Origin of the sequence: Vibrio sp. Vb0304, assembly GCF_033338995.1 — a bacterium.
GTDB lineage: Bacteria > Pseudomonadota > Gammaproteobacteria > Enterobacterales > Vibrionaceae > Vibrio > Vibrio alginolyticus.
This window is the reverse complement of sequence record NZ_JAWOTT010000228.1, coordinates 1-1,190: the sequence shown is the minus strand read 5'-3', so window position 1 is coordinate 1,190 and position 1,190 is coordinate 1. Positions and strand designations below refer to the sequence as shown.

2 protein-coding genes are annotated in these 1,190 nt (G+C 47.1%); one reads left to right on the top strand and one right to left on the bottom strand.

The window, feature by feature from the left end; all coding sequences use genetic code 11:
- Positions 1-286: GNAT family N-acetyltransferase (locus R7P35_RS25200; protein WP_411978896.1), on the bottom strand; the 286-nt coding region annotated here is incomplete at its 3' end.
- 146 nt (positions 287-432) lie between these two features.
- On the opposite strand from R7P35_RS25200, the gene R7P35_RS25195 reads away from it, so the two are divergent.
- The coding region (locus R7P35_RS25195) for a DEAD/DEAH box helicase (RefSeq protein ID WP_318093134.1) at positions 433-1,190 on the top strand (758 nt) is incomplete at its 3' end.

Here is a 1,190-nt window from a genome sequence, read left to right as displayed (position 1 = left end):
TTAGTTGATGGCCTAAGCCTCCACCTCGGGCTGTTTGTTTGGTTACGACTCGGCCAATACTGACGTTATCGTAAGTGGTTCCAGCTGGTAGAAGCCGAGCGCAGGCAACTAATTCATCATTGTGGTAGCCGAGTAGGTGATGAACGCCGTCAATAATATCCTTACCATCTAGCTCCGGGTACGGGCAAGTTTGCTCGACGACGAACACATCGACGCGTAAGCGCAGCATCTCATACAGTTGTAAGGTAGTTAGTTGAGCAAAAGGCAAAGTGATCCAAGTGGTCATGTCCGTCGTCCATAATGATAGTAGAGTGCCTGAATGTACTCGCTTTTGTTTCAATACTCATTAACAATGGTTAATTTTCACTGGTCTTCCCAGAAAATCTGGCGATAATGTGCCCTCTTTTTCATCCCACCTGAGGATATTTCCCTGTGAGCAAACAAACTTTTGACCAAGTAGGCCTGAACCCAGCGCTACTAGAAACGCTGGATTCATTGAACTACACCCATATGACGCCAATTCAAGCGTTAAGCTTACCGGCGATTTTGAATCAGCGTGACGTAATTGGTCAGGGTAAAACGGGCTCGGGTAAAACAGCGGCGTTTGGTCTTGGCGTGCTATCAAATCTAAACGTAAAACGATTTCGCGTGCAGGCTTTGGTGCTGTGTCCGACTCGCGAACTGGCGGATCAAGTTGCTAAAGAAATTCGAACGCTAGGGCGTGGTATCCATAACATTAAAGTACTTACGTTGTGCGGCGGTATGCCGATGGGACCGCAAATTGGTTCGTTAGAGCATGGTGCACATATCCTTGTTGGTACTCCGGGGCGTATTCTGGATCACCTTGAGAAAGGCCGTATTAACTTGGAAGAGCTGAATACACTGGTGCTGGATGAAGCCGATCGTATGCTAGAAATGGGCTTCCAAGACGCTTTGGATGCAATTATTAATGCGGCGCCTAAACAGCGTCAGACATTGCTTTTTAGCGCAACATTCCCAGAGAAGATCGAGAAAATCGCTCAGCGTATTATGAAATCGCCAGAGATGATCAAGGTTGAATCGACTCACGATACTTCCAGCATTGCTCAATACTTCTACAAAGTAGAAGGAACTGAAGCGCGTGATGAGGCGCTAGCCAATCTTCTTTTGACTTACCAACCAGAGTCGGCGGTGGTGTTCTGTAATACGAA